Genomic DNA, 4,389 nt, shown 5'->3' with positions numbered 1-4,389 from the left:
GATCTACTCTTGCAACTAAAGGCAACCAAGCGGTCATAACCACAATGCTCGCATCTAACTCTAACAGCACCGTGCTCAATAATGCCAAGCTTGCCTTGAAAAACTTGCGACTTACTTTGGTCCTGAAGCGGTGGGTGAATTACCAGATATCAAAGAAGATGTAGACCTAAATGAACTGCCACCGCCACCTGATGACATTAGTGATAAAGAAGCCTTTGATACTTGGATGATGGTTGTTAAACGTTTTGTGCATATTCGCGGTGATGAACGTGAAGCCCAAGGGCGTAGCGAGGGATATACCATAGGTAAGGGCGAAGGCGAAGTAATTGGTGAAACCCGTTCGCTATTAAAAATTTTAGAGCATCGCAATATTGAAGTGTCAGATGATGAAGCAAAGCAAATTCTTGCTTGCCGTGATACAAATATACTGAAGCGTTATTGGGATAAGGTGTTTGTGATTAAGTCGGTGAAAGAGTTACTTGAATATCTAAATTAATTGTTATTTGTTAAATTTAAGTGTAATGTGCTATTAATTTATTAGCTGTATTTATTTTAAGTGGGGGCGATAATGATTCATGAAATCCGCGATCCAATCCATGGATTCATAAAACTAGATTCTGATGAACGACGTGTTTTAGATTCACGACCTTTACAACGTTTACGTCATATACATCAATTAGCGCTTACCTATTTCATATATCCTGGTGCGACACATACACGATTTGAGCATAGCTTAGGAGTTATGGAAGTAGCCAGTCGTATCTATGATGTTGTAACAGCACGAAATAATTTACAAGCATGCCGACGAGCTGCCGATATTTTTGGTAGTGATTTTGATCTAGAATATTGGCGCCGTGTATTACGTATGGCTGCTCTATGCCATGATATCGGGCATTTACCTTTTTCACATGCAGCTGAAAAAGAATTGTTACCTCAAGGTTGGGATCATGAAAAAATAACTATTGATTTTATCCAAAGCGATGAAATGCAAGCTATCTGGAAGGATATCCGCATAGATGCTGAGCGTGTTGCAAAAATTGCTGTTGGACCGAAAAAATACAAAAAAGATGTTAATAATACATTTACAGATATTGAATTAATACTTTCTCAAATTATCACCGGCAATGCTCTTGGGGCTGATAGAATTGACTATCTTCTTCGTGATTCTTGGCATGCAGGTGTAGCTTATGGAAAATTTGACCACATTCGTTTAATTGATTGCATGCGAATTTTGCCACGCAAAAATGACCCAAATGATGAAACTCCTGCATTCGGAATTACTCATGGTGGTCTTTACTGTGCTGAAGCCCTATATTTAGCAAGATATTTTATGTTTATGCAGATTTATTATCATCCCATACGGAGAATTTATGATATACATTTAAGAGAATTTATTAAAGAATTATATCCTAAAGGTTTTCCTACTAACTTAGCTGAATTTTTGCTCATTAATGACCATGAAATATGGAATCAAATATTTAAACAATCCTTCAACGACCTAAATAACAAAATAAATATATTTGCTAATATTCTTGCTCAAAGAAAACACTTTAAATTGTTATACGAACCACTACCAGATGATATTGATAATGAATCTATCGAATCAAACGAAAATTTAACCAATAAAATTTATAATAATATATGTGAAAAAATAGGTAACGATAATGTTCGTATTGATACTGTGCCATTTAAAAGTGGGGAAGATAATGATTTCAATTTTCCTGTATATTATTCAAAAAATAAAAAAAGCATATCTTCACACTCGTTACTTTTTCGTTTATTTGCTAAAAAGAAGTTTACGGCTCCTGAGCAGCTAAAAATAAACCGTGTGTTTGTCGATCGAGACAAGATTGACAATGCTCGTAAACTTATAGAAACAAACAATAATCATATTTAAATATTGTTATAAGTGGAGACAGCAATGACAACTATTACTAACCACGACGTTATTGTTAATCTTATTAATGCACTTCGCGCTAATGGTAATTACTGTGCCGCTATTCATGTGCAAAAAGCAGCTTATCTTCTACAAGAATTATGCGGTAAACCACTTGGTCTAACTTTTATTATGCATAGCGATGGACCACATTCGTTTGATTTAAGCGAACAAATATCAATGTTAATAGCATACGAAGTTTTAGAACAAGAATCTAATCCACCATATGGACCTCGTTTATGTATAAAAAATACAAACAAGGTAGTTTCAGTAAATAACAAAAAAATTGAAAAAGATATTTTATTTGTTGCTACTCAAGTAGGCTCAAAAAATATCGATGTTCTTGAAAAGCTTACATCAGCATTATTTATTGTAAAACGAGAAAAAAACAATATCGACTTAAATTATTTAGCACAAGAACTCCATGAATGTCGGCCTCATATTTCATTAGCTGATGCTTCATTATATTTATCTGCAATAAATTCATTAAAGCAGTCGTTAAACCAAAAGATAAATAAAAACCTTCATAAAAAAATTCATAAAACAGCCCAACACGCGGCAACTTAATTTAGATTAAATTTATTTCACGAAAATTAAATCATCATATTACGCTTCTGTTGCCAGGTGCGTAACAACCCCGCTTTCCATCTCGCAATGGTAGCAGCTAGGTTATTCACTAGATGTGAATAGGTACTCTGCGGCCATTAATCATCCGGATGATGATCGGACGTCCGCAGCAACAATTTTTTGCAGTGCAAAACATTTGATTGCTCTCCACACCACAGCCCGAGACAGACCAATCCAGAGCCCTGACTGAATGTGCGGTGTTTATTGACGCAGATTTTGGGTAATGCTAACTTAAGGATTCGTTTAATCGCTTAGTTTGCATCGCCAAGACTGCTTAATCATAATAATTAGATTAGGTTCGAAGAGTGCTTATGATTTTAGTGATAAAAAATCGGTTAAGTTATTACTCAATACAGATGAATTTCCTAGTTTGCTTCTCTTGCTGAGTTTAGATGATATTTTTATGAGTAACGTATTCGTATAATTACTACTGTAGCATAATTAATCTAAAATATGACACTAGCTTTTTTTTAAAACTACACCAGGTGGGCCTCTATCGCCCTTGTCTCCTTTATCGCCTTTCTCCCCTCGCTCGCCTTTATATCCTTCAGGTCCTTGAATACCTTTAGGCCCACGAAGAAAATCGGCAAGGCTATTGTCGCAACGAATACGATTTATTATATGCTGTTCGATATCAACATTAGCTTCATGTGTATTTTTCCAAACGACTGCACCACCAAGAACAACAATGGACACTAATACACACCAGCATGCATTGCGCAGTGCAGTATGCGCGATAGCCATCTGAGTGACAGATTTGTTTGTAGACTCTTGAAGATCCTCGAATTGCTTTATAAGAATCTCAATTATACGTTTGGTGCGCGCGGCATTATTTTCTCCATTATCACAAAGAATATCCACTGCATTAAGTGCTGTAACATTTACTCTCTGGATAACTTTAACTGCTGCCTGAACAGTAAAAATAAATTGAAGTGCAATATAGAAGGCAGTGAACATGAATCCAATGATAAATAGAGAGGGTAAATCTATTGTTGATTTATTAAGCACAAGGCCAGCCATAGCGAATGTAACTGAGATTGCTATTGCAGCCATACCGATAAGTGCGCTTAGGCGTGCATGCACAGAGGCTCGACGTTTCTCTTCAACCTCAAGAATACTTTCTATTTCATGACGAATGACATCACGTTCACCATCATTAAAGTTCTCCCAATTCATTAAGCGTTTAGCTACAGCCTCAGTTCGCTCGTGTTTTTTTTCTATTTGCCTTTGACGCTCTTTTGATGTGTGTGGTCTAGCTGATGGCCATACTGAATCAGCAAGCCTCTCTGGTATAGCTAACCGAAATCGTTCTCTTATGCTCAATTGGTATTGCTTAAAAATTACATCGTTAGCATTATTTGGAACAACCGGACTATTCTGACTTTCAGCTGTAGACCTTAATCTACCCCTGCCAACCAAGCTGCTACGCGCCTAGTAATGCCAAAGCCGAGTTGTTCGTCAAGCCATAACCATTGACCGTTGGGATTAACTTCGAGAAAAACATAATCGTCGTCTGGCGTTCGTATAAAATCAATTGCTCCAAAACGTAATTCAAGTGCTGTCATTAAAGTTTGGATTGATGTTTGCAGTTGCTTTGGTAGGTCGGCTTGCCTATGAGGAAGTTTTGGATCAGGCGTGTGACGCCAATCGATCACTGCATCTTGATCTTGTTGAGAATCTATTTCTGCTACAAACAGCTCGCCATCGACAAACGTTACTCTAACATCGCAACTCTTATCCCCGACTTTGACACTTGTAAAAATAAAGTTATTTAAAATCAAGGCAATAGAGGCTTAGCGGCATTTTGTGTCACTACATTTTCATCT

Annotated in this window: 5 protein-coding genes; 3 read left to right on the top strand and 2 right to left on the bottom strand. The window is 36.8% G+C overall.

Annotated features, from left to right (window positions below; genetic code table 11):
• The first annotated feature begins 130 nt into the window (after positions 1-130).
• From JW841_00625 to JW841_00615, 3 genes are all read left to right on the top strand, one after another.
• Complete coding sequence (locus tag JW841_00625) at positions 131-496, top strand: hypothetical protein (GenBank protein MBN1959422.1); 366 nt, start codon at positions 131-133, stop codon at positions 494-496.
• 72 nt (positions 497-568) lie between these two features.
• A complete protein-coding gene (locus JW841_00620) occupies positions 569-1,897 on the top strand; it encodes an HD domain-containing protein (protein MBN1959421.1) in 1,329 nt (442 codons plus the stop codon).
• Positions 1,898-1,921: 24 nt separating this feature from the next.
• Entirely contained in the window at positions 1,922-2,503 is a 582-nt protein-coding gene (locus tag JW841_00615; protein MBN1959420.1) for a hypothetical protein, read from the top strand.
• 519 nt (positions 2,504-3,022) lie between these two features.
• Here the strand turns inward: JW841_00615 and JW841_00610 are convergent.
• Positions 3,023-3,184, bottom strand: coding sequence for a collagen-like protein (locus JW841_00610; protein ID MBN1959419.1), 162 nt, complete (start codon positions 3,182-3,184; stop codon positions 3,023-3,025).
• A 776-nt stretch (positions 3,185-3,960) separates the two neighbouring features.
• Positions 3,961-4,344, bottom strand: coding sequence for a hypothetical protein (locus JW841_00605; protein MBN1959418.1), 384 nt, complete (start codon positions 4,342-4,344; stop codon positions 3,961-3,963).
• Positions 4,345-4,389 lie beyond the last annotated feature (45 nt).

Source organism: Deltaproteobacteria bacterium (assembly GCA_016931625.1).
Lineage (GTDB): Bacteria > Myxococcota > XYA12-FULL-58-9 > XYA12-FULL-58-9 > JAFGEK01 > JAFGEK01.
This window is presented reverse-complemented; position numbering and strand designations above follow the sequence as displayed.